24 protein-coding genes and 1 tRNA gene are annotated in these 23,345 nt (G+C 41.0%); 9 read left to right on the top strand and 16 right to left on the bottom strand.

The annotated features are described in order from the left end of the window. Positions 1 to 2 precede the first annotated feature (2 nt). Together ACN20O_RS11970 and cdd are read left to right on the top strand one after the other, a co-directional pair. Complete coding sequence (locus ACN20O_RS11970) at positions 3 to 836, top strand: purine-nucleoside phosphorylase (protein WP_491634161.1); 834 nt, start codon at positions 3 to 5, stop codon at positions 834 to 836. After that, positions 836 to 1,231, top strand: coding sequence for a cytidine deaminase (gene cdd, locus ACN20O_RS11965; protein WP_491634160.1), 396 nt, complete (start codon positions 836 to 838; stop codon positions 1,229 to 1,231). Before ACN20O_RS11970 ends, cdd begins: the two co-directional genes overlap by 1 nt. On the opposite strand, the gene ACN20O_RS11960 is transcribed toward cdd, so the two are convergent. Both ACN20O_RS11960 and ACN20O_RS11955 read right to left on the bottom strand, forming a co-directional pair. Beyond that, entirely contained in the window at positions 1,228 to 1,995 is a 768-nt protein-coding gene (locus ACN20O_RS11960; protein WP_491634159.1) for a phosphatase domain-containing protein, read from the bottom strand. The genes cdd and ACN20O_RS11960 overlap by 4 nt on opposite strands. Before the next feature lie 134 nt (positions 1,996 to 2,129). Further along, positions 2,130 to 3,404 carry a L,D-transpeptidase gene (locus ACN20O_RS11955; RefSeq protein WP_491634158.1) on the bottom strand — a complete coding sequence of 425 codons (1,275 nt, stop codon included), beginning with the start codon at positions 3,402 to 3,404 and terminating at the stop codon, positions 2,130 to 2,132. 95 nt (positions 3,405 to 3,499) lie between these two features. Here ACN20O_RS11955 and ACN20O_RS11950 point away from each other — a divergent pair, with 95 nt between their 5' ends. Next, positions 3,500 to 4,078 (top strand): MarC family protein, encoded by a 579-nt coding sequence (locus ACN20O_RS11950; RefSeq protein ID WP_491634157.1) that lies wholly within the window; start codon positions 3,500 to 3,502, stop codon positions 4,076 to 4,078. On the opposite strand, the gene ACN20O_RS11945 is transcribed toward ACN20O_RS11950, so the two are convergent. The 4 genes from ACN20O_RS11945 to ACN20O_RS11930 form a co-directional block, all read right to left on the bottom strand. Continuing rightward, positions 4,075 to 4,236, bottom strand: coding sequence for a hypothetical protein (locus tag ACN20O_RS11945; protein WP_491634156.1), 162 nt, complete (start codon positions 4,234 to 4,236; stop codon positions 4,075 to 4,077). The genes ACN20O_RS11950 and ACN20O_RS11945 overlap by 4 nt on opposite strands. Continuing rightward, on the bottom strand, positions 4,214 to 4,621 hold the full coding sequence (locus ACN20O_RS11940; RefSeq protein WP_491634155.1) for a hypothetical protein: 408 nt from the start codon (positions 4,619 to 4,621) through the stop codon (positions 4,214 to 4,216). Before ACN20O_RS11940 ends, ACN20O_RS11945 begins: the two co-directional genes overlap by 23 nt. A 134-nt stretch (positions 4,622 to 4,755) precedes the next feature. Beyond that, positions 4,756 to 5,184: a hypothetical protein gene (locus ACN20O_RS11935; RefSeq protein ID WP_491634154.1), complete on the bottom strand. Its 429-nt coding sequence runs from the start codon at positions 5,182 to 5,184 to the stop codon at positions 4,756 to 4,758. 121 nt (positions 5,185 to 5,305) lie between these two features. Then, positions 5,306 to 5,381 (bottom strand) — tRNA-Val (locus tag ACN20O_RS11930). Positions 5,382 to 5,606: 225 nt separating this feature from the next. Between ACN20O_RS11930 and ACN20O_RS11925 the strand changes: the two genes are divergently transcribed. After that, complete coding sequence (locus tag ACN20O_RS11925) at positions 5,607 to 6,032, top strand: hypothetical protein (RefSeq protein WP_491634153.1); 426 nt, start codon at positions 5,607 to 5,609, stop codon at positions 6,030 to 6,032. A gap of 26 nt (positions 6,033 to 6,058) precedes the next feature. On the opposite strand, the gene ACN20O_RS11920 is transcribed toward ACN20O_RS11925, so the two are convergent. Next, positions 6,059 to 7,582 carry an HD-GYP domain-containing protein gene (locus tag ACN20O_RS11920; RefSeq protein WP_491634152.1) on the bottom strand — a complete coding sequence of 508 codons (1,524 nt, stop codon included), beginning with the start codon at positions 7,580 to 7,582 and terminating at the stop codon, positions 6,059 to 6,061. 104 nt (positions 7,583 to 7,686) lie between these two features. Beyond that, entirely contained in the window at positions 7,687 to 10,101 is a 2,415-nt protein-coding gene (gene lon, locus ACN20O_RS11915) for an endopeptidase La (RefSeq protein ID WP_491634151.1), read from the bottom strand. Positions 10,102 to 10,678: 577 nt separating this feature from the next. On the opposite strand from lon, the gene ACN20O_RS11910 reads away from it, so the two are divergent. After that, on the top strand, positions 10,679 to 11,128 hold the full coding sequence (locus ACN20O_RS11910; RefSeq protein WP_491634150.1) for a hypothetical protein: 450 nt from the start codon (positions 10,679 to 10,681) through the stop codon (positions 11,126 to 11,128). Between the two features lie 94 nt (positions 11,129 to 11,222). Then, the gene (locus tag ACN20O_RS11905) at positions 11,223 to 12,296 is read left to right on the top strand and encodes a hypothetical protein (RefSeq protein WP_491634149.1); all 1,074 of its coding nucleotides are present in this window, start codon (positions 11,223 to 11,225) and stop codon (positions 12,294 to 12,296) included. 49 nt (positions 12,297 to 12,345) lie between these two features. Here ACN20O_RS11905 and clpX read toward each other — a convergent pair whose 3' ends face one another. Both clpX and ACN20O_RS11895 read right to left on the bottom strand, forming a co-directional pair. After that, positions 12,346 to 13,659, bottom strand: coding sequence for an ATP-dependent Clp protease ATP-binding subunit ClpX (gene clpX / locus ACN20O_RS11900; RefSeq protein ID WP_491634148.1), 1,314 nt, complete (start codon positions 13,657 to 13,659; stop codon positions 12,346 to 12,348). Positions 13,660 to 13,703: 44 nt separating this feature from the next. Then, the gene (locus tag ACN20O_RS11895; RefSeq protein ID WP_491634147.1) at positions 13,704 to 14,324 is read right to left on the bottom strand and encodes an ATP-dependent Clp protease proteolytic subunit; all 621 of its coding nucleotides are present in this window, start codon (positions 14,322 to 14,324) and stop codon (positions 13,704 to 13,706) included. Positions 14,325 to 14,559: 235 nt separating this feature from the next. On the opposite strand from ACN20O_RS11895, the gene ACN20O_RS11890 reads away from it, so the two are divergent. The 3 genes from ACN20O_RS11890 (at position 14,560) to ACN20O_RS11880 (ending at position 17,244) form a co-directional block, all read left to right on the top strand. Continuing rightward, positions 14,560 to 15,147, top strand: a complete 588-nt coding sequence (locus ACN20O_RS11890; RefSeq protein WP_491634146.1) for a peroxiredoxin — start codon at positions 14,560 to 14,562, stop codon at positions 15,145 to 15,147. A gap of 147 nt (positions 15,148 to 15,294) precedes the next feature. Next, complete coding sequence (locus tag ACN20O_RS11885; RefSeq protein ID WP_491634145.1) at positions 15,295 to 15,576, top strand: hypothetical protein; 282 nt, start codon at positions 15,295 to 15,297, stop codon at positions 15,574 to 15,576. Positions 15,577 to 15,864: 288 nt separating this feature from the next. Further along, on the top strand, positions 15,865 to 17,244 hold the full coding sequence (locus ACN20O_RS11880; protein WP_491634144.1) for a hypothetical protein: 1,380 nt from the start codon (positions 15,865 to 15,867) through the stop codon (positions 17,242 to 17,244). Positions 17,245 to 17,249: 5 nt separating this feature from the next. Here ACN20O_RS11880 and ACN20O_RS11875 read toward each other — a convergent pair whose 3' ends face one another. The 6 genes from ACN20O_RS11875 to ACN20O_RS11850 all read right to left on the bottom strand — a co-directional run bounded on the left by ACN20O_RS11875 (position 17,250) and on the right by ACN20O_RS11850 (position 23,332). Then, complete coding sequence (locus ACN20O_RS11875; protein WP_491634143.1) at positions 17,250 to 17,819, bottom strand: PilZ domain-containing protein; 570 nt, start codon at positions 17,817 to 17,819, stop codon at positions 17,250 to 17,252. Positions 17,820 to 17,834: 15 nt separating this feature from the next. Next, positions 17,835 to 19,145 carry a PhoH family protein gene (locus tag ACN20O_RS11870; RefSeq protein ID WP_491634142.1) on the bottom strand — a complete coding sequence of 437 codons (1,311 nt, stop codon included), beginning with the start codon at positions 19,143 to 19,145 and terminating at the stop codon, positions 17,835 to 17,837. A gap of 87 nt (positions 19,146 to 19,232) precedes the next feature. Continuing rightward, on the bottom strand, positions 19,233 to 20,381 hold the full coding sequence (locus ACN20O_RS11865) for a hypothetical protein (protein ID WP_491634141.1): 1,149 nt from the start codon (positions 20,379 to 20,381) through the stop codon (positions 19,233 to 19,235). Beyond that, the gene (locus tag ACN20O_RS11860) at positions 20,378 to 21,361 is read right to left on the bottom strand and encodes a hypothetical protein (protein WP_491634140.1); all 984 of its coding nucleotides are present in this window, start codon (positions 21,359 to 21,361) and stop codon (positions 20,378 to 20,380) included. Before ACN20O_RS11860 ends, ACN20O_RS11865 begins: the two co-directional genes overlap by 4 nt. 72 nt (positions 21,362 to 21,433) lie before the next feature. After that, positions 21,434 to 22,666 carry a pyridoxal phosphate-dependent aminotransferase gene (locus ACN20O_RS11855; protein ID WP_491634139.1) on the bottom strand — a complete coding sequence of 411 codons (1,233 nt, stop codon included), beginning with the start codon at positions 22,664 to 22,666 and terminating at the stop codon, positions 21,434 to 21,436. 57 nt (positions 22,667 to 22,723) lie between these two features. After that, positions 22,724 to 23,332, bottom strand: a complete 609-nt coding sequence (locus ACN20O_RS11850; RefSeq protein WP_491634138.1) for an RsmD family RNA methyltransferase — start codon at positions 23,330 to 23,332, stop codon at positions 22,724 to 22,726. Positions 23,333 to 23,345: the final 13 nt, after the last annotated feature.

Raw genomic sequence — 23,345 nt, 5'->3', positions numbered from 1 at the left:
CAATGGAATCACTAACACAAAAACTAGAAAAGACCGTCGCTCATATTCACCACGTAAAAAAAACTAATCCACGCGTAGGAGTTATCCTGGGCTCAGGACTGGGAGACTTTGTTGAGAAGATGGAAAATAAAACCGTTATTCCTTATAATGACATTCCTCATTTCAAAAAAGTGACTGTGCAAGGGCACGATGGAAAAATGATTCTAGGAACTGTTGGTGGTGTTGAAGTTGTCGCTCTTCAGGGACGTTTTCACCTTTATGAAGGCCATGACATGGAAGACGTTGTCTACCCTGTGCGCGTTCTGGCAAAACTTGGAATCGAAACACTCATCGTGACAAACGCTGCTGGTGGAGTGAACTTGAGTTACTCTCCTGGAGACTTAGTGATTCTTACAGATCAAATTAACCTGACAGGAAGAAATCCGTTAATCGGGCCAAACGATGATTCAATCGGTCCTCGCTTCCCGGATATGTCTCATGCTTTCAATGCAAAATACATCGACATTCTTGCAGAAACTGCAGCTGAATTAAAAATGAACAACAGACAAGGTGTCTACGTCGGTGTTTTAGGGCCAACGTATGAAACTCCTGCTGAAATCAGAATGTTCAGAATCCTGGGCGGTGACGTTGTCGGAATGAGCACTGTTCACGAAGTAATCGTCGCCAACCACATCGGTCTTAAAGTTTGTGGTGTTTCATGTGTAACTAATATGGGTGCCGGAATTATCGACCAGACTTTAAAACACGAAGACATTAAAGACGAAGCAAATAAAGTGATGAGCAACTTTACAGAACTTCTTAACCGCTCAATCGTTAAATTTTCGAGGGTAAAATAATGGAAATCAAAAAAGTACTACGCGAAAAAGCGAAAGATGCGGCAAGCAAGGCCTACTCTCCTTACTCAAAAGCGAAAGTAGGAAGTGCCATTGAGATGAGCGATGGCTCTATCTACACTGGATGCAACATTGAAAATGCCAGCTACGGTGGGACAATCTGTGCTGAAAGAGTCGCGATCTTAAAAGCAGTCTCTGACCAAAAAATGAAAATCGCTAAAGTTTACGTTTATACCAAAGACGGCTGGCCACCATGTGGTTTATGCCGCCAGGTAATGAGTGAATTTGCAGCTAAAGATATGGAAGTTATCATGGGTGACGAGAACGGAAAGGAAGTCACAATGAAGTTCACTGAACTGCTTCCACTGTCCTTTACTCCGGATCACCTCATCGGTTAATTACAAGACCTGATGATTTTTGTCTGAGTTTTTGCTAAGAGCTCGGCAATATCCTGATCCGCAATCTTATGTTTTAGTTCTTCTATTGCCTCACGACCTTTTTTGGGGCAATAGCGGGACTTAAGAACAATACCACTTCCATTTTTTTGCTTAATAAAACCAGTCGAAATTGATTTAAAAGCGCGCTTGTCCAAACGACCTTTTAAAAACTCATGCCCTGCTATTTCCATTGGAGAAAAGAATGATGTCTCTACTCCCTCTCGGTTGCTTACAGCTCGGATATAAACAGTTGCTGGAATTTCCGGATACTCTCCCTTGATATGTTCGTAAACTTGAGGATCATACTCTGTATCATCGCCAATAAGAATTAAATTATCCGGATTGATGTCTCTGATTAATCTTTTAATTGTTGCTGTCTTAAATTCAAAAGTGTCATCATCCATTGAATCTTTTAAAACCAGATTATGTTGCTGAGGAAAATCATTTTCTTCCAGGAAATCGCTCACGCGCACACGGATCACTTTAGGGGAACCACTGACGTAATATATCGACGTGTCCTCATTCATCATTTTATTGTAAAGCTCGCTCATTCCCGCGAATGCTTTTTCTCTAAAAAGTCCGTTGAAAACAATGGTTCTCTTTTTACCGAGAACATCGGTCATTTTAACAGTGTCATCAACGTCACTGACGATTAATGTTTTTGCTTGAAGAGATTGAATTGAGGCAATCAGGAATGCGCTTAAAAAAAGGATTTTTGCTTTCATGCTTTTTCACCAATAAAAAGGCCTTAAATAAGTGATTCCTTTTAACTCTAGCAAATGGTGTGGTTCTCACCATATAGCTTGTAAAATTTATCACCTATTTAAGGCCTAGATTCAAGGATAAACCCTCTAAGTTCCTAGAATAAGTCTAATACTGTAATCGAATCAATTCCCATGAACTTGCGGTAGATACGGTCTTTGGCCGAATCTTCACGTTTTCCGGCGTTCAAACACTTCTCCATGTCCTTTGGACTTGTCCCAATAAGACCGGCCATTAGCTTGGCCTGGCACTCATTTTTACGACGGTCATTTTGCTCTTTTAGTTGCTCTTGAGTGTCGTAGCTAAAAATGTCTTCGTAGTTATCATCTGCTTGATCGAGTAGTTTATCAACCGGAGCTCCCGTCTCTTTGTAAGTCAATTGCACCAGGTTGTCCCTGTCTAGCGGGAAGAACGGGCTTTCTTTTGTTCCGTTATTTAAAACTGTTTTATAAGTTTTATTTCTCTTCCCCGCCGGGTGATCGGCCTGGTCTTTTGTCTTATAAGACACAGTGATCGGAGTCTGTTGTTCATCGTTATCCAAAATCAGGTCGTGAAGCGCCATTAAATCAGGAACGCGAAGTCTCATACACCCGTGAGAGTCAAACCCTCTTACGAATGAGTCGTTGATTTCAGTGTGGAAACCAATCGCCGTCATATCGTTTCTAATATCATTTCCTTTTAATAATCTGATGAATGGTTTTCCATCAAAGTAACGAGGCTTTTCTCTTTTTGAGATGACTGCTCTCTGGTCAATCACTCCATTTTGAAAACGTGGAGTTAAAAGGCTTACACGACCTTCATTTAAAACACCTTCGTCAAATCCACCGACACCGATTGGGAAGACAAATTTAATATCGTACATCGAGTCTTCGATGATCACTTTTCTATCAATTAATCCAACACTAATTGAAAAAGCTGTGTCTCTTAAGTTCACAGAGCCTTCTGGTTGAATCAACATATCGGCCAGTTTCTTAGCTCCATTGTTATATGAAACAGTAAAGCGTTCAAAATTTGAGAAGCCTTTATACTTAACATAAGCTGTGACTGATAAACGAACCATTCCAGGAGTCACTTCTGGAAGTTTATTTAAGAAAACATTGTGAACAACTTCGATTGTTCCGCTGTTAAAAAATGCCTGTGGGTTGCTCTTGATGTTGGCCGCAACATTCGCAAGGCCTGGAACAAGAGAAGGAAAATTGTTAACTAAGTCATCTAGCCTTACGCCTACGACTTTATTGGCCGCTTCGGCCGGAACGACTAACTGATTTGTTAAAAGTGAATTTTTCCCCAATGCAGCTTGTGCGTAAACGTCTTGAACTGACATTGTTAAAAGCACAGCAACAGTTGAAGAGACAATAGCTTGCCTGATCATTAGAATCCCCCTGAATTTTGTCGGGTTTATCAAACAAGTTTGGCTTTCAAAACAGCATTGTATTTTTTACAGATATTGAGATAGGATCAACAGATATGAACTCAATAAATTTTAAAGAATTTTTTTCAGTTACACTTATTCTCTTTTCAGTCATTGATATTCTGGGAGCAATTCCTTTTATCCTCGACATCAAAAAGAAATTCAAAGTGCTTAATGCTTTCAAGATCACCATTGTTTCCGGTGTTCTTTTATATGCTTTCTTATTTATCGGAGAATCAATTCTTCACCTTTTTGGCGTAGACGTTGAGTCTTTTGCAGTGGCCGGTGGTCTGATCATGTTCTTTCTAGGTCTGGAAATGGTTTTAAACATCGAGATCTTTAAACACGACCCACAACTAGCCTACACCTCTCCTATCGTGCCCCTGGCCTTCCCATTGATCGCAGGAGCGGGGTCTATGACGACTCTGATCTCACTCAATGCTGAATACCAGAGAATTAACATCATTCTGGGTGTTTTCTTTAACCTGATTTTTGTTTATTTCGTTTTAAAGTCTTCGGATTTCATCGATAAAAAAATCGGCGTCAGCGGAAGTATTATCTTAAGAAAGTTCTTTGGGACTATTCTTCTAGCGATGGCCATCCGCCTGATTAAGAAAAATATTGTAGGAGTCTAGAAGCTATAGCCTGCACCGAAAGCAAACTGTAATCCGCTTTCTGTCAGCTTGATGGTTTTGTACTTCTGATTGCGGGCCTCATAACCTACCCCAAAACTTGCTCTGACCTTTGGGAAGAAATAATTGAAGTTGCTGTTAATGGTATAAGAAGTACCCATTTTCTGTTCCCCTGATGGCAGGATAAAACCTACTCTCAAAGTAGATTTCCTTTTTACTTTCAGCACTCACTGTCGCTGACCATCTCTGGGAAATGTAATATCTCGTCCCAACTTCATAACCTCCCATCTTGCTTCGACGGTTAGAATTATCAGTCGTATTGAGGACGGTGATTTCATAAGTCGAGAACGTTCCAAAAAGAACGAATCTTTCATTAAGACGTCTCAGGTAAGAAAATTTAAAACGGGAAACAAAGTCTGAGCTGAACTTATAATCAATCCCCGGGCCGCTAATATCATAGTTTCCTTCTGCAAAAAGAAACTCTGCCACGATAGCATTTTTATAAGAAGTATCCTCTTCAGCATTTACTGAAACTGTTGCACTCAAGGCAAAGATCAAAGCAAAAAAACTTTTTAGACATAGCTTATTGTCTATCTATGTGGAATTTATTACTAGGATTTTTTTAAAAATTAAGTCTCTTGGTGCTTAGGTCATAAACACCAAGAGTTGTAGTCAGATAATTAAAGGCTGCGTTCGATATTGAGGGAGTCAATATTAACATTAGATGGCCTGTGCTTTAAGAGGTGGCAGGCAACAGGTAGATCATTAACGACTGCTTCATAATTGTCAGAGTCGTTTCCACTAGTCCAATTGAGTGCCTTCCAGCCACTCAGAAGGTCTTTTTTTATGGTGACAACAAAACCGTAATTGGTGTCCATAAACTCTCCCCACTGAATCCAAAGCTCACCATTGACAATGTCTTTTGGTGTCACTTCAATTTCTTCACTCCATCCAACATAATCGTTAAAAGCATAAGAAAGAACCTTATCATTCTTAATCTTAAAGAAGGCATTATACTGTTCTTGGTTGTCGGAGCACGAGATGAATTTAATCTCATTGGCATGAAGGTTCATCGAGGTCATAAGAATCAAAGGCAGAAGCATTTTCATATGAATTCCAGGTTGAAGTTTGCATGGAATTAACATGCAGCTGTTTTGAATGTGAAGAAGAGTCCCTAAAAGGGATGAAATCTTAAAAGATGAATAAACGGGATTAAAAGAAGAATAAAAATGGTGGGCGTTGAGGGGTTCGAACCCCCGACATCTACCTTGTAAGGGTAGCGCTCTCCCAGCTGAGCTAAACGCCCATTTGAATTCGTCGAGTGGATAAGAAGATAGTCAAACCACTTTCTTCTGTCAATTTAAAAAAGTGAAAATCTGTTAATTTTTAGAGCTTTTTGGCCAAGTCCCTTCTTAACTGTGTTGTTTTTACAAGATGGACACAAAGGTTGCCACCCCCTTTTTTCTGCGGTAAATCACAGCTCCAAAGTTACGAAGGGGTCAATCCACTGGCCCATCAAATAGGAGTTATTATGAAATCTTTCGTCCTTGCTATGACACTTGTTCTTTCAGCTTCTGCTTTTGCAAATACTGCAACTGAAGCAGTTTCTAACCTTATCGCTTCTGGAACTTACCAAGGTAAAAACGGCGCTGAGAAATGTACTGTAAGTGTAACAACTTCAACTGACTCAGTTACAATCGCAATCCAAGACAAAAACAACAAGAGCGACTACTTCTCGCTTCTAAACTCATACACTAACTACAACGTTGACGCTGTAACTGGTGAAATCTCTGCTTCTCAAAAACTTAGCTTCCCTCGTTACCTTCAAGGTGGATCAAAAATCCTTAACGTAAGAGGAAACGATAAGAACCAGGTAGAATTCTTTATTTCTCAAATTCTTCTGGACCACAGAGGAAACGATGCAAGCACATACGCCGCTTGTACAGTTTCTCTTTAATTCATGATTAATGGACCGGTGAGAAATCACCGGTCTTTTAAGAACTTTTGTAACTCTTCCGCCACATCGGCATAGGTCAGCTTCACATACTTATTTTTTAATTCTTCTGAAATTGCCACCATCATCTCTTTTGTCACTTCTTCTTTCTCCGCCTTTTCCATAAAACGTGTAACGAAATCTTCAATCACAATATATGACATCGTTAAAGGCGAAATCCCCAGGCTCAAAGATTCTGGAAAACCACGTCCATTCCTCATTCCATGGTGTTCTCGGACAATAGAAGGAACTTCTTTGGAAGATTTGATAATCGTCTCAAGAATGGCAGCTGCGGCATCGGCGTGCCCATTAACAACGGCCAGATCGTCTTCTGAAAGTTTTGCTCTTTCTGCTGATGAATGGTGGGCCTTAATCAAACGGTCACTATTTAAAGAAAGGTCGTGGAAGAGGGCCAGGTAGAGAATCTTATTTCTGGTCTGATCTTGGCTCCATGAGAATTTTCCCATGACCGCAAAAAGTAAAAGGCATCCCATATAACTATGAGCGTACCCATAAGAGAGTTTTGTATTTTTAAATCCAACTAAAAAAGCTTCCAGAGGATTAGGAGACTTCAGAAGAAAGTCCATCGACTTCAAAACTTCTTTGATGATTTCCACATTGTACTTATCAAGGGTGCCGTTTTTAAAAACATCCAGCAAAATTTCATAACTATCAGAGTTTAACTGCATCCTCACTTGAATGCTTGAGACGCGCTTAAAACGATCGAGAAAAAATCCACTTAAAAGTTCATTCGCCTTTTTATAATCTTCCTGGGCAACGTAAAGTTCTTTTCCTCCACGCACCAGCATGCGATCAAGATCTGCACGGGCGATTTTAGCTCCGCTGGCAATCTTCACGTTGTACTCAAAGCCTTCACCTCTTTTGACCCTCGAGTATAAATTGAAATCCATTTTTGTCTCTGGAAGAGTCAGGAAGTATTTCATACTGATGGCAATATAAACGGGAGAGCCTGTAGGGTCGCCGGTCTTTTTTAATGTGGGAGGTTTTTTTTCCAGAAGAGGTGACCTAAAGACGGTCGTTTTATCGCTATTGTCTTCTTCGTTTTCCGGATTTTCTTCCTGGACATCCATAGGAGCAGGAATCGGCGTCAACACCGGCGACGGTGGCGCAGGGGCCAGTGGCTGCTCCACTTCAAAGCTCTGTGGAGAATTTTCTTTTCCCAGCACAAATCCCAAATGAGCAATGACTTTCTGAAAGCTTGCCTTATTGGGAATAAAAGAAACGTGAGGATAATTGCTTTCTAATTCTCCAAGCACCACGACCTTAACATCACTTTCAAAATTGTCTTTGTTCTTGATGAGATAATCAAAGATTCTTGGAGCGAGTATATCGCGGCAAACGATCATTTCAATCGCAGGAAGAATATTGAGCATGGAGATGGCTTCACTCACTCCATTGCGCACAAGCACTTCGGTGCCATATTTTTCGAACAGGCCGCTTTTAATTATACTATTAACTTTTTGGTCTTCAGTAAGAAGGAGTATCTGGGTCATGTATCCATAGTAGCATGGACCGGACTTTTGGAATAAAAAAAGCCCCTTACGGGGCTCTTTCTATTGAAAATTAGTTTCAATTAAATAATTTTTAGATGGCTATATTAATTGGCAACTTCCATTCCTCTTGCCCCTTCCACCACAGTAAGACTTGGTGTAACGGCCTGTAGGAATTTCTCTGGATTCGTAAGATCAAGAGCTACTTTTAGAACTTGATCTACGTGCTCACATGGATGGATGTCAAGGCCAGCCTGGATTTCTTCAGGTACCTCAGCAAGATCTTTTACGTTTCTAGCTGGGATAATAACCGTCTTCACACCTGCATGTTTAGCAGCAAGAAGTTTTTCTTTTAATCCACCGATTGGAAGAACACGTCCTCTGATCGTTACCTCTCCAGTCATTGCTACGTTCTGGTGAACTGCAATTCCAGTGATAGCTGAAGTCAGAGCTGTTACCATCGTCACACCCGCAGATGGACCGTCTTTTGGAGTCGCCCCTTCTGGTACGTGGATATGGATATCGTTCTTTGTATACCACTCAGCACTGATTCCAAGTTTTGGCGAGATTGCTCTCACGTAAGAAAGAGCTGCCTTAGCCGACTCTTGCATTACTTCGCCAAGTTTACCAGTAATCTGGATTTTTCCATTTCCTTCTACTGTCACAACTTCAATGTGAAGTAGCTCACCACCAACCGAAGTCCATGCCAGACCGTTTACCAGTCCAACTTGTGCTCCCGCCTCAATATCTGTGTTGTCGAATCTTCTCGGCCCAAGATATTTAGAAAGTTGTTTCGAAGTGACATTGAATTTCTTCCCTGCCGGTACTTCTTTAGTTACAACTTCAGTAGCGATTTTTCTTACAACAGTGTTAACCAGTCTTTCGAACTCACGAACACCAGCTTCTTTTGACCATCCACGTACGATGTCAATCATACATGAATCACCAATTTGAACTTCGTGCTCTGTTAACCCATTAGCTTTAACAGCTTTTTTCAGAAGGTAGCGCTTCCCGATTTCCAGTTTCTCTTGTGGAGTGTAACCAGAAAGGTGGATGATTTCCATACGGTCTCTTAACGGACCTGGGATCTTCCCTAGATCGTTAGCTGTCATAACGAACATAACTTTCGATAGGTCGTATTCAACTTCGATATAGTGGTCAGCGAAATTCTTGTTTTGTTCTGGGTCTAGTACTTCAAGCATTGCAGCTGAAGGATCGCCACGCATATCAGATGACATTTTATCGATCTCATCTAATAGGATCAGAGGATTTGATGTTCCGGCCTTTTTCATGGCCATCATGATCTTCCCTGGCATAGCTCCTACGTATGTTCTTCTGTGTCCGCGGATTTCAGATTCATCACGAACTCCACCAAGGGCGATACGTTGGAATGATCTTCCTAAAGACTCAGCAAGAGACTTCGCGATTGACGTCTTACCAACTCCCGGAGGACCTGAAAGACATAGGATTGTTCCTTTACCCTCTTCTTTAAGAAGTGAACGAACCGCTAGGTACTCTACAATTCTTTCCTTAACATCCTTCATTCCGTAGTGGTGGTCGTCTAAGATCTCTTTTGCTCTCGCAACAGAGTTGTTATCTGTAGTGTACTCATCCCATGGAAGTGAAAGCATCCAGTCTACATAGTTTCTAACAACAGCTGATTCAGCTGACATTGGAGACATAGACTTAAGTTTCTTGAGTTCTTTAGCTGTTTTTTCACGAGCTTCTTCTGGCATTTTCTTAGCAGCAAGCTTCTCTTCCATTTCCTGGATATCAGTCTTACCATCGTCTTTTTGCCCAAGCTCTTTTTGAATCGCATTCATTTGCTCGTTCAGGTAGTACTCTTTTTGAGACTTTTCCATCTGAGTTTTTACGCGAGTTCTTATACGTCTTTCAACGTTGATGATTTCAATTTCACCTTGCATCTTTTCAAGTAGAAGTTCTAATCTTCTTCCTACTTCAACAGCTTCAAGGATTTCTTGCTTCTCAGCGATTTTCATAGTTAAGTGAGCAACCATGATATCAGCTAAACGAGAAGGATCCGTAATCGAAGAAATGCTCATCAGAAGTTCAGGCGGAATTCTCTTATTAAGCTTCACATACTGTTCAAAGATTCCTTTGATGCTTCTGATGGTTGCTTCAAGAGTAACTGGGTCTTTTGTTTCTGATACGCATTTCTCGACTTCAGCAAAGTAGCCTTCGCTACCTGATTCAAATTTTTTGATGCGTGCACGGTACTTCCCTTCAATCAACACTTTTACTGTATTGTCTGGAAGACGAAGCATTTGAATAATGTTTACCACCACACCCACTTCATAAATATCTTCGCGGTCTGGGTTTAAAACACTAGCGTCTTTCTGTGTGACAAGAAAGATTTCATTGTTGTTTCTTTGTGCTTCTTCAAGAGCAGAGATTGATTTTTCTCTTCCAACGAAGAGAGGTACTACCATGTGTGGGAAAATAATCATGTCCCTTAGCGGTAATAACGGGAACTTTTTAGACTCTGACCAACCTTGCGACATAGTACCTCCTGCACTATTTGTTACTTCTCCCTACTCCCTAGGCTCACTTCCTGAGTTCCTAGTAGGATTTGGGAGGGTCTAATAAAATCATGACACGAAATTCGATTCTTTTGCAAAATAAAAGAAATGGTATAAATTGCTTTTTTTCTTAAACAAACTCCCATTATGGGGGAAAAATTTTATAGGGTATTTCGTGTCACCAATACCTAACTCTCAGTATTTCCAAGGAACATTCATAGGGGCACTTTGTAAGGAAGTGTAAGTTGAAAAAAATTCAGCAGGATAGGTGCAAAAATGCACCTATATCCGAGTGAATCTTTCGGATTATTTTTTAGATTTTTTCCTATTTTTAGTGTGAAAAAAACACCATCTCGATCTGAATAAAAGAACCTAAAGGCAAGATTAGATCTCTTTTTAGCAAGCGAATATTTTTGACCTCTCATCACCTATAAAACTAACATCTCTTCAGTTAAATTTTTATTAGGCAATTGGCCTCTTATCATTGCAATCCATGAGGAATTTGAAATGAACCTGGCACTATCCGCTCTTCTCCACTCTTCCTGCCAAACGTCTGGAGATGATCAGTAATAAAATGCCCTTTGATATTGCCGCAGGTGTTTTAGAACAAAGACCCAATCTTTTCTACTCTAGCGACTATTTGCAAATGAAGTACTACGCTGTGGCCAAACTCAGCAAAGAAGTCCATCTGGAGAAAATCAATGACCAGCATAAGTACAGTGTCGGAGCCTGGCCTTTTGCCAGGAAATACTGTGGTGATGAATACCGCAGACTTTATACACCAAAGGCCGATGGCTCCTCTGCTTTCAACTATACTGAGCCCGTCACCAGCGAGTCGCAGAATAAAATGTTATGGCTTAACCGCTTTGACGTTAGCATCACCAATAAGGTGACCTTTAACCATTATAAAAAAATACTTTCATCGGCTTATGACACTTCAATCGATATCAGCTACTATGTCATCATCCCAGAAGAAGTGAAATTCTCCGTGGCCTTTAAGGATGAATAAATAAAAAAAGATTTCGAAGCCGGCCTTAGTCAACTTAGGCGCAATAAAAGCTTTCGCAGAATTTTCGATACCTACACAAGATAATGGAGACCGTGTGAAAACCCTGATTGCTCTTTGCCTTCTAACATTAAGCTCACTGGCCCTGGCAGCTCCCAAAAAAGAACTGCAGATTGGTGGAGCTTATTACAGAAAAATCATCCATACGAAAGATCTCATTGCCGACATCATGCCTCCGCCGGCCTTTATTATTGAGTCCTATCTCACGACCCTTCTACTCTTAAATGAAACAGAAATGGCGATGAAGGACAAAAAGATTGATCCTCTCGAACTGAGAAAAATCAAAAGCATGATCGAAGAGCTTAGGATGCTAAAAGAAGGCATTAGCGGCAGAGATGAAATCGAAGGCTACTTTGAGAGAATAAAAATCTGGAAACAGGATTTGCCTGAATCGCGCTTAAAAGAGCTGATCGTTGTTCACTCCGCTCAGGAAGCAAAGAACTTCTACTCCATTGCTGAAAAAAAGTTCATTCCCCTGCTTCTAAAAGGCAATGTCCGCGAGGCCAAAGTTATCTTAGGTGAAATAAGCAGCTCCTACAACATGCATAAGACAATTGTCGAAGATGCCGTTCAGCTGGCCCGCAAAGATATTGAAGAACTGGAAAAAGAAACGCTCAAATCCAAAAATCCAAAAGATAAAATGATTAAGAGTGAAGCTTATACAAAGATTCTCCTTTTAAAAGACTTAATCTCAGATATCCTTCCTCCTCCGGCCTTTGTTATTGAGTCTTATCTCAATGATCTGGAGATGATTTATAAAGTCGAAAGAAATGGCAGTCCGGGAAAAGAATTTGAAGGGCTAAAGAAAAGAAGCGTAGAATTGGAAAAGGCCTATACGGCCCGTTTTGACTATTGGAAAAAAAACCTGGATGACAAAAAATTAAAAGATGCCTTCGTTTCTGGAAATATGTCAGTCTTTTTTAACATCCAAAAAAACAGCTTTCTTAAGGCCCTGGATAAAAATGACCTGGTCGAAGCCAAGAAAATTTTTAACAGCGAACTCTCTCCTCTGTATACACTTCACAGGCGAAATATCGACTCAGTCCTAATCCTAACCGATGAACAAATGCTGGTACTTGAGACTGAAGTCGTTTCAAAACTTTCAAAATAAAAAAGGCCACCGTTTAGGTGGCCTTCATTATTAGGAATTTGTCAGGAAATTAAGCCGACTCTACCGTTTTTTTCGTAGCGACTGTCGCTGTTCCTGTAGCAGGTGCTGGAACTTTTCTTGGACCTTCCACTACTTTTGGAGATCCTTTTCCAGAAACCGAGTCTACTGTTACGATGACCTTACAAACCTTTTCGTTTGCCGGCACATCATACATTACGTCAAGCATTGACTGCTCAAGGATCGCGCGAAGACCGCGGGCCCCTGTTCTTCTCTCTAGTGCCTGGCGAGCAACTTCTTTAAGAGCATCTGGTTCGAACTCAAGTTCGATTCCTTCGTATTCAAAAAGCTTTGCGTATTGTTTTGTAAGAGCATTTTTCGGCTCTGTTAAAATCGAAACAAGTGCTGCTTCATCAAGTTCAGTCAGCATAGCGTTTACCGGAAGACGTCCGATGAACTCTGGAATAAGACCGAATTTTGTTAAATCCTCAGGCTCGATCCCTCCAAGCTTTTCAATCATTGATTGCTCAGCCTCTTGTTTTTCTGCCATTAGACCCATTGGTCTTTTTGTCATACGCTTTTCGATAATCTTGTCCAGACCTACGAAAGCTCCAGCACAAATGAAAAGAATATTCTTTGTATCAACTTGAATGAACTCTTGTTGAGGGTGCTTACGTCCACCTTTTGGTGGAACAGAAGCAATTGTTCCTTCAACGATTTTTAGAAGTGCCTGCTGAACACCTTCACCCGAAACGTCGCGAGTGATTGATGGGTTTTCAGACTTACGAGCGATCTTATCGATCTCGTCGATATACACGATTCCGCGTTGAGCGCGCTCAACATCGAAGTCACAGTTCTGCAGAAGGTTTAGGATGATGTTTTCAACGTCTTCCCCTACGTACCCTGCTTCTGTTAATGAAGTTGCATCAGCTATAGCAAATGGAACGTTCAAAAATTTCGCCAGAGACTGGGCGATTAACGTCTTACCAGATCCTGTTGGACCCGCTAGAAGAATGTTTGATTTAGCTAGTTCAACAACATCACCTTTACGAGTGTCGCCCGACTTGTGAGCAATTCTCTTGTAGTGGTTGTGAACGGCAACCGAGATAATTTTCTTCGCTCTATCTTGTCCGATAACATAGTTATCTAAGTGAGCTTTAATCTCGTGAGGCTTAGGAACGTTATCTACAACGGCCTTAGCATTATTTTTTTGTGAGTCTTCAAAGATAATATCGTTACAAAGCTCGATACACTCATCACAGATATAACATCCAGGACCAGCAATCAGTTTCTTAACTTCTTTTTGTGACTTTCCACAGAAGTTACAGTGAAGAGCACTACCGAAATTCGCTTTTTCTTTTGTCATTTTGATTTCCTTTCTCTAAATCCACTGACCTTATAATTTATTAATTACTTTTTAAGTTTTCTTCCGCTCTTATCAATAACAACGTCGATTAACCCAAGCTCAATTGCTTTTGTTGGGTTTAGATAATTATCACGGTCAGTTTCTTTTTCAATACGCTCCATAGTCATACCAGCGCTTGAGTGACGAACATAGATCCCGTTAAGTTGTTTTTTCAGGTCCTGAATCTCATTGGCCTGAATCTGAATATCAGAGGCCTGTCCACGAGCTCCACCCAATGGTTGGTGAATCATGATGCGCGAGTGTGGCATTGAGTGTCTGAACCCCGCTGCTCCCGCAGTTAAAAGAAGTGAACCCATTGATGCCGCCATCCCCACGCAGTATGTGTACACTGGGCAAGAAATATGTTGCATAATGTCGTAAATCCCAAGACCAGCGTAAACCGATCCCCCTGGACTGTTGATGTAGAAGTGAATTGGAGCGTCTGCATCAGATTGCTCTAGGAAAAGCATTTGGGCAATCAGTAGGTTTGCTACTGTATCGTTAACTTCTGTCCCTAAAAACACAATACGATCCAGAAGAAGTCTTGAATAAATATCGTATTGTCTCTCCCCTCTCGCTGTTTGTTCGATAACAATTGGGTTAGGGATATAGGCTTTTGGATCCATCTTTCTCTCCATAAGAAGTTGATTCGTTTAATACATTTCGTCTCTTTATCGGCTCGAAGGCCTTAAATCTTTAACTATTTAGCTTACTCTTAAAGCAAAAAAGAACAAGGCATAAGTGTGCGTTATTTTTGGTTTTTGTCAGGTTTTTTAGCCTTGATCTCTGAGCTTTATCCATTTAAAGTTAGCCTATATTTTTTTATTACCACCAACCTAACTATTTTTTATGGAGGCTCACATGTCTAGATTAGTTGGAAAAATTGCTCCGGATTTCACTGCAGATGCTGTTGCTAATGGCGAAATCAAAAAACTTTCTCTTCACAAAGATTTTGCAGGTAAGTGGAAAGTTCTTTACTTCTACCCACTAGATTTCACATTCGTTTGCCCAACTGAAATCACAGCTTTCGAAGACAACCTTGCAAGATTCAAAGAACTAAACTGTGAAGTTATCGGATGTTCAGTAGACTCTGCTTTCTCACACCTTGCTTGGACTCAAATTGAGCGCAACAAAGGTGGCCTTGGTAAGATGGCCCACCCTCTGCTATCTGACCTTACAAAGACGATTGCACGCGATTACGACGTTCTCGCTGACGACGCTGTAGCTCTTCGCGGGGTTTTCGTTATTGACGATAAAAACGTTATCCAAACATGCACAGTAAACAACCTGTCAGTTGGACGTAATGTTGAAGAAGTTCTGCGTACTGTAGAAGCTTACCAATACACAGCTAAGCACGGTGAAGTTTGCCCTGCTGGTTGGACTAAAGGTTCAAAGACTATGAAGGCAGATCCAAAGGGATCTCAAGAGTATTTCGCTACGCTAAAGTAATATTTTCATAGGGCGGGGATCCAAAACCCGCCCTTTTTCTCTACTTTTTATTTATCTCCACTTGAATTAATTACATCCCCCTCACAATAAATTTGAAAATTCGTGTTTAGTGCCTTAAAACGCTCAAAATCTTTTGGGGACAGGAAAATGAATATCGACGGTGAGAATCTAGTCAGTCTAGATCAGTGGAAAACGCACAAGAGAGAAGGAAACTTCTCTGATTATCTTAAAGTTTTAAGCTTCAATGATCTTATGAACGAATCAGACAGCCTGATGGATCAGTTGAAGAGAAGCGAAGAAATGGATGACCTTTTTTCAAAAACGCGCGTGATGATGAATGAATTCACAAATCGTCTGGAAAAAGAATCAAAACATTTAGCAGACTCTGTAAAAGACCTTAAAAAACAGATCGAAAACAAGCTTCACTAGCGTGAGAATTCTCTTCTCTTGAGATGGCCCAAGAGAAGAGAATTTCAATTTTAACCTCTCTATCAATTCCAACACTTACTACCTCCTGACACTCCAATCTCTATTCAATCTTTTTACACCCTTATCCTCTTTTTCCGAACTCAAACAGCCTGCACCCTAAATAGGTCATAATCAGGAAATTAATAAACTCACGTGCTGACTATTGTATGACAGAAAAAATACAGCAGTCACATGCCTTGATTGAAGTCCATCCAGCTTTAATCTATTTTGGTGGAAATGGAGATAACTATGAAACTAACAAAATTTGTAATTCCTATGATAATGACTGCTCTACTGTTAGGGCAAAACCTGAAAGCAGCAGAAGAAATCACACTTCCTGTTATCACAAAGCCGGCCATCCTGGATGAAGGAACTCAAAGAGTGCTTTCACCGGATCAAATTGCAGAGCTTCTACCATGGGCAAAGGACTCAAAACTATTTTTAACAGATGCACTCAACGACTTAGACAGCAGTCCAATGTCACTGAAAGTGGAAAGACTTCTACAATCAATTAAGCAAGTCGTTCAAGACAGCGGTTCAAAAAACTCTGAACTTTTTATGAGATACATTCTTAACCGCGGACTGGCAGTTAACGATATCCTGTCTAAAGAAGTGGAAATGGACGCTATCGGCAGTATCGATGCTCAATTCAGAATCCTGAGACAGACTGTTGAGTACTTCAACTTCCTGACAAATCTTAATAATTCAATCTTCGACGCCTCTGCTCAATACAATATTCAAAGAACTGCCCTTGAATTTTTACAATGGGATCTTTACCGCGACTTAAACAATAAGTCGTTTGCTCCTCAGATTGTAAAAATCAATAATAATTTAAAATTCTTCCCGGTAAGAAAAATGCGCGATACTGAGTCTATCGCTCTTATCCGCCAGATGAAAAAAGTCACTGTAGGAATGGAGCTTGGGATTCGAAAAGAAGAGCGTTCTACTGAAAATACAGACTCAAGCCCGGTGGGATCAACGTCAACAGAAACAAGAATTGATGACAACCTAAAAATTAGAGACACTGTTTTAGTTGGGGGTTACCCTGCCTCAATCGTTGCTGTCCGTGCTGATGGCTCTATTATGGTTAAAAAATCAAGCGGAGAAATTGTTACGACGACAACATCTGCCATTGCCTACCTGAATGGATGTGTTGATGGCTATTGCGTTGGTGAGAAAATTCTGGACGGTGGCTACGATGCTGTCATTACAGGAGTAAAGAAAAATAAAGAAATCCTGGTTTACAAGTCTGGATGGTCATACTCTGAAAGTAGAACTTCGGTCACTCTTGGAAAAAAAGAGGGCTGTAATAATGAAAAATTCTGTGTAGGCCAAAGTGTGATTGATAACTCTGGTTATGCTGTGACAATCACCGGTATTAGAAAAGACAATAAGCTTTTTGTTTTTAACAGAGGCTGGTCTTACTCTGAAATCCGCGAAGGTGGAGTTCTAAGTAGGGTTTCAGGGTGTGCCAGCCGCAATGTTTGTGTTAAGGACTCTGTTTATCTTTCAAACGGACTATTAGCAACAGTAACAGGTATTCTGAACGCGACAACTGTACGTGTGATTGTTTCTGGATGGGCCTACTCTGAACTACGCACTGTAGAGTCGCTAGGTCTTACAAAATAATTTTTTTATAAACTTTCGAGAGACTGATAGTCATGGAGGACTTTCGCTCTTAAAAGAGGGATTTTCATTCGGCGGTCATACCCTAATAAATGCGCCACTGTTCTTAGTGTCTCCAGCTGTTCAGTCCTGTTTCCAAGCGACTCAAACAAACTCAAAAGATAAACAGTGTTCTTTGCAAACGTTTCCACGTATTGGAAAATAGTCAGCTTGAAATCTGCAGGTGGATTATAAAACTCACAGCCAATGAAATTGATAAAAACGCGGTCAACGTTAGATTGATTTTCAAATGATCTCACCATGCGTACTTTTGTTTTTAGAATCACGCGCGGGAAATCTTCGACTGAAAGTTGCTTTAATTCGTCTAACGGCATCCCGTGAAAACGGGGGTACTGAATAACGTTTAAAGCAATCGGAAGTGAATTGATTTCGGGAATATGAGGGAGTTCCGATAAAAGAACTCCCCCTTCTGAAATGTTTAAGATGCGTGCTTTGAAAACGTGCTCATCGTCGACATAAAGAGCTTGCGACTTTAATGGGGCACGTAGGTATTTTCTCTGCAGTCTAGGGTCGGCCATTTTTTACTCGATCACCTATAAAAGTTTTGAAGCCACTTCTGAAAGTGGAGATCTCTCACCAACTTTAAGAGTTGTGTGCGCGATAATTTCTTCAGTTTTTAAACGCTCAACTACATAAGCAAGACCGTTATTAGTCTCATCTAAGTACGGCGAGTCGATCTGCTGAGGATCCCCTGTTAAAACGATTTTCGTGCCTTCCCCTGCTCTCGTAACGATCGTTTTAACTTCGTGTGGAGAAAGGTTCTGTGCTTCATCGACAATCAGGTATTGACCAGGAATTGAACGACCACGGATATAAGTTAACGGTTCAACGTGTAACATTCCCTGGTTGATCAGTTCTTCATAAGAAGTTCCGGCCTGTTTTCTATTTTGGTTGAAAAGGAAATCCATGTTGTCGAAGATCGGCTGCATCCAAGGAGCAAGTTTTTCGTTTACGTCCCCTGGTAAGAATCCAAGGTCGCGTCCCATCGGTTGGATTGGACGAGAAACTAGTAAACGAGAGTATTTCCCTTGAACGATGGCCTTCTCTAAACCTGCAGCGATAGCTAGAAGTGTCTTTCCAGTTCCGGCCTTACCAACAAGTGAGACAAGTGCCACTTCGTCGTTTAATAGAGCATCAAGAGCAAACTGCTGCTCGATGTTTTTTGGGTAGATTCCCCAAATTCCTTCTCTTAGAGAAATAAGAGGAACGATTCCTTTTTTACCTGCGTGGTATCTTCCCAGAAGTCTTCTTCTTGGGTTATGGAATTCTTGAAGGATGAAATATTCATTCGGGAAAACACCCATCTGCTCTTCTTCATCAAAAGCAAGAAAGCGGTTAGCCTCATATTCTTTTAATCTTTCACCAGAGATTTCATGAACTCGTTGACCAGCATAAAGCTCTTCAAGAGTTACATCAACTTGCCCGTAATCTTCGGCCTTGATTCCCAGCATATCTGCTTTAAGGCGAAGGTTAATATCTTTAGTAACCAGGAAAACATCATCGCCTTTTTGCTTTAGTGCTAAAGCAGAAGAGAGAATCAGGTTGTCGTTTAATGTAACGTCGATCGGAAGGGCCTTATTGTCGACAAAAAGGTCAACCGAAATAACAAGTGTCCCACCACTTTCAAGCACAACACCATCAGCAAGTGAGCCTTGAGTTCTTAAATCATCAATGAAGCGTGAAAAATTTCTGGCGTTTCGTCCGTTCTCGTTTTGGTCTTTTTTGAAACGGTCAATCTCTTCGATTACAATGAGGGGAATAAAGACTGTGTTCTTACCGAATTTTCTAAAAGCGCTTGGGTCAAAAAGAAGAATGTTAGTGTCCAGGACAAAAGTCTTTTTCAACAATACCTCCGTGTATTAAAGACAGAGCGAAATAGTCGGATTTCCCTTATTGGTTATTCGATGTCTCTTGATAAAAATTGTAGAGAATTAGATATCAAAAGAAAAGTCGAAAAGACTTAAATAGACGACGAATCTCTTAGCTTCCTGTTCGCGGAATTTAGAACCCACTTCGATACCGTAGAATCCGGCAGTGAGTTTAACTGGCCATAACTTAAGTGACCCACCATAAGAAAGATAGCCTTCACTCCAGCCTGCATTGAGCGAAACTAACGGGAGTGAGAGTTCTGTTCCAAAGTGGAATTTGCGTGAAATATCAATGGTGCTCGTCAGAGGACGAATATCAGCAGATAAAGTGTAATCAAAAAGACCGAAATCCTGCTTATAGGCCACACCCGTATTAACAGTCATGTCCTGGTCAGGGACTTCTCCAATCCCTTCTGTTTTTGTAAAACGAGTTGTCCCGACATCCAAAATAGAAACGCCGGCCGTAAAAAGGCTGCGCCCTGACGAATAAGCGTACTCTGCTCCCAGATCCACTCCCCAGGCCTTTCCTTTTGAATAGCCAAGAGCTTTTTTAAGATCGTTGATATCGGTGTTTCCAGAGTTAATCTTATTTAAGAGAGTCGTTCCGAAAAGATCGTACTGATCCGCCATCCCCTCGCGACCGACGTGCTTAACAGCGATCCCGATCGAGAGGCGTTTTCCAGTATTAATTTTGGTTTTAGAAGATCTTTTATTAATTCGTGATGAGTAAGCTCCACTTCCAATGTTATAAGCAAAACCAGCGATAAAGCCGCGGTCATAGCGATAATCCACATCGAGAATTGGATGAATCGCATTTCTTAAAACCATATTGGTTTTCGAACTGGCAAAGAGGTTAAAACCAAAGGTGGCCATTTTTAGCCCAGGAAAAGTCGAGGCCTGGATAGAAACCGGGTAATTGAGAATTTTATTGGCGATAGCTGCCGGATCACTCTTGGGAAAGTCTTTAAACTTATCCGGGTCATCCATGATATTTGTACCGCCAACATTAAAAGCAAGCGGAGTAAAACTCACTCCCTTATTTCGTCCAAGCGCGGCCGGGTTATAAAACAATGTGTATTCATCGTCTGCAATGGCCGTGTAAGCGTCACCCATGAGTTGAGCGCGCGGGCTTCTGCCGATATAACCTACTTCCTGGGCAAAAGTGCTCAGCGAGATCAGGGCGATGAATAGACTAAAAAAGTTTTTCCTCATTTCACCAACGACTCAAAAAAGACCGCATAATAAGAGGATAGAGTTACCTCTGTAATATCCGTTGAATTTTCACAATTAGTCTGACTTAAAACATTCATCGTTGGTACATAAGACGAATCCATAGCGGCTAATTCATCTTTTTTCTCCTGAATATCAGCTGTCATATTTGCAATTGAATCTAAATCACCACCACTGGCCGTTGCCAATATGCTGGGTAAAAGATCCAAAACAGCATTCAAAAGAACGACACCTTCACACAATCTCTTTCTACGGTCAGTTACTCCAAGGGCAAGTTGAGGATGTGACGAATTAGCTGAAGTGCATGCGCCTGTTTCTCCAATTCCCAGATAAGCTTGAACAGTTGAGGCATCCGTAGCCGTATAATCTGTAAAACAATTATTCGATCCACTGCCAGCGCCTTTGACTCCATTGGTGTCTGCATCGGAATAAACCTTCATCAGTTTTCCCGTCTGGGCAAGAATCATGAAAGCGAGTTGAGTGTTGATATCACCGGCCTGATTTACTGAGAAATATTTTAACCTTTCTGAAGATTTAGGTTCTGTACTTGAAGAAATTCCGCCCGCATAAAAAAGAATATCTATCGCTGTCTGCAAGTCTCTGAAACGAGCGTCATCGGTTAAAGGAGATGTTGCGGTGATTTGTGAAGTTGAATAACGAGTCATTCCTCCCAGTGGGGCCGGCGAAGCCGTTTTAGAAATATCGTCAGCAAAAAAAGTGATCGTCGAATAACCTGCTCGACAGGCATAAGCACTCGATAAGGCCTTCAGGTAATAAGCATTTTTGTTTTGTCTTCCCATCCCTTCCAAAAGATCAATGGCCGGCTGACACTCTTTTCTTGAAAGAAGAATGTTGGCACTTAAAACAGCGTCCTTCACTTCCTCTTCCGTGCTTTTTCCACACGCCACAAAAAGCGTGCAGGCAAGAATGAAAAGTGAGTTTTTAACGAGAGATTTGAGCATGGTAAAATTCCCCTACCTAAAATTATGCCTTTTTGAGGTATAAGATGATATCAGGGGCAATTTTTGTCGCTCTTATCCGTGCAGGAATTTAACGATTTTCTCGATGGCCTCAGAAAACACTTCTTTATGTAGTACCAGACTTATTCGGGCGGAATTGCTCATCCCAAAATCAGTTCCAGGAACGATCACCACTCCCAAATTATTAAGCATATCTTCGCAAATTTGGATGGCGTAATCCGTGGTGTCCGTTTTGTCCTTTTGGTATTTTTTAAAGACCGGAGTCTGGGTGAAATCGATCATAAAATAAAAAGCAGAAACTGGCTGATACCAGCACTTCATCAAATCATTTTCTCTTAATTTCTCTCTGATAATCGTCGCATTATCGCGCAGGTGATTTTTAACCGGAGTTAAAAACTGGGCCGAGTTGGCGAAGTTGTAATTCATCATCGCTCTTTGCACCAGAGAGTTTGCACTGCTGGTTAACTGTCCTTGAAGATTCTCAATCCCCTTGCAAATATTTTTTGGGGCCACACAATAACCAATGCGAAGACCTGTTGAAGCGAAGGCCTTTGAAATACCATCGACAATAATTGTACGCTTTAAAAGTTCAGGTTTCTTCTGGTAAAAATAGGTTGGTTTCGGATCGTAGTAACAAACTTCGAAATAAATTTCATCACTAATAACCGCGATTCCTGGATGCTCGAGTAAAAGCTTGGCAAACTCACTCATCCACTCATCCGAGTAATGCACACCGGCCGGATTATTGGGACTGTTGATTATAATGGCCTTGGTTTTTACTGAAATGGCCTTCCTGATTTCTGTAAGTGGCGGAGTGAAAACATCGAAGATCGACGACTTGACTTCAACCGGAACTCCACGGCAGAACTTGATCATTTCAGGGTAGGAAATCCAGTAAGGAGAAATGATAATCACTTCATCACCCGGGTTAATTAAAGCTCCCAGGATATTTGAGATCGAATGTTTTGCACCGTTAGAAATCACGCAGTCAAAATCAACACCATCTAAAACGTCAGCAGAAAAATTAATTCCTCTGGTCTCTTCAATGTGCTGAATAATTTTTTGTCTAAGATCGACAAATCCGCCAATTGGCGAGTATTGGTATGATTTTAAAAAATCTAGTTCACTTCTGATAGCATCGATAAAGTCTTGAGGAGGTCTAAAAGGAAGTTGTCCCGCAGTCAGGTTGTAGACTTGTTGCCCTTTTTCAGAAAGCTCCACTGCCTTTGAGTTAAGCTTCAAGGTCACACTTTCGGCCATGCCTTTTACACGCGAACTAAGTTCCATAGCAAATCCTTCGACAAATCTTTTGTCTTAATGAGTACTATTTAATTAGAGCATATTTTAAGGAAGTTGGGGAAAATTCGTGACAAAGATATAGCTGTCGCCCTGCTCGTAGATCTTCTCTGCTTTGAGTCCCATATCACTCAGGGCCTCTTTGGGAATTCCTTTTTTAGGATCTGACTCCACCCAAAGTTGACCAAAAAACCATGGTTCTGCCTGCAGGAATTTGATGACGTCGATATAAATATTTTTTTCTGAATAAGGCGGATCGAGAAAAATCACCGTTTCTTCTTTTTGAGCGTCAGTGAGTTTTTCATAGTCATTTCTAAATTGTTTAATGAGTTTTTCCGCTGGAAAATGCGTGCAAACAATCTCTCCATTTTTTTTATGATGATTTCGAACCAGTAAATTTTCACGGTTTTCTTCGAGAATTTTCAGAACGTGACGGTTAACTTCGTTAAGATAAATGCGAAAGGCCCCTCTCGACCATGCCTCAAAGCCCATCGCTCCTGACCCTGCACAAAGATCGACAAACGTCACACCATCCATGTCTTGATAGAAATCGTAAATTCTACGTCTGAGCATGACAGAAGTTGGTCTGATTAAATCGCCTTTAGGTACAGCAAGAACTTGTCCGCGGGCAAAACCGCCCAGGATTTTTAGGCTCAAAAAAGCATCTCCA

The organism is Bacteriovorax sp. As-1, from assembly GCF_058446905.1.
Note: the sequence above shows the minus strand (reverse complement) of the source record. Positions and strands in the feature narration are given on the sequence as shown.